This is a genomic window from Desulfobulbus alkaliphilus (assembly GCF_016918545.1).
Lineage (GTDB): Bacteria > Desulfobacterota > Desulfobulbia > Desulfobulbales > Desulfobulbaceae > Desulfobulbus > Desulfobulbus alkaliphilus.
This window is the reverse complement of the sequence record NZ_JAFFQC010000422.1, coordinates 1-390: the sequence shown is the minus strand read 5'-3', so window position 1 is coordinate 390 and position 390 is coordinate 1. Positions and strand designations below refer to the sequence as shown.

General features: G+C 64.1%; 1 protein-coding gene. It reads left to right on the top strand.

Going from position 1 to position 390, the window contains the following annotated elements; all coding sequences use genetic code 11:
• Nucleotides 1-390: ParA family protein (locus JWG43_RS19225; RefSeq protein WP_205244499.1), on the top strand; the 390-nt coding region annotated here is incomplete at both ends.

The following is a 390-nucleotide window of genomic DNA, read 5'->3' as shown; positions in this document are numbered from 1 at the left end:
GCTCATGGGTTCGATCTACGACGCCCTCATCGAGGAGCGACCGCTCTCCGAAGTCATTCTTCCCACCGAGCTGCGCTACCTCGAAGTGGTGCCGGCCACCGCCGACCTCACCGGCGCCGAGGTCGAGCTGGTGGCCTTCGAGCGTCGCGAGATGCGGCTCAAGGCCGCGATCGACCCGCTGAAGAAGAAGTACGACTACATCCTCATCGACTGCCCGCCGTCGCTCGGCCTGCTCACCCTCAACGCCCTCGCCGCTGCCGACACGGTGCTCATTCCGTTGCAGACCGAGTACTACGCGATGGAAGGCCTCGCCCAGCTGATGAGCACTGTCGAGCTGGTGCAGCAGAAGCTCAACCCGAAGCTGACCGTGGAAGGCATCGTGCTCACCAT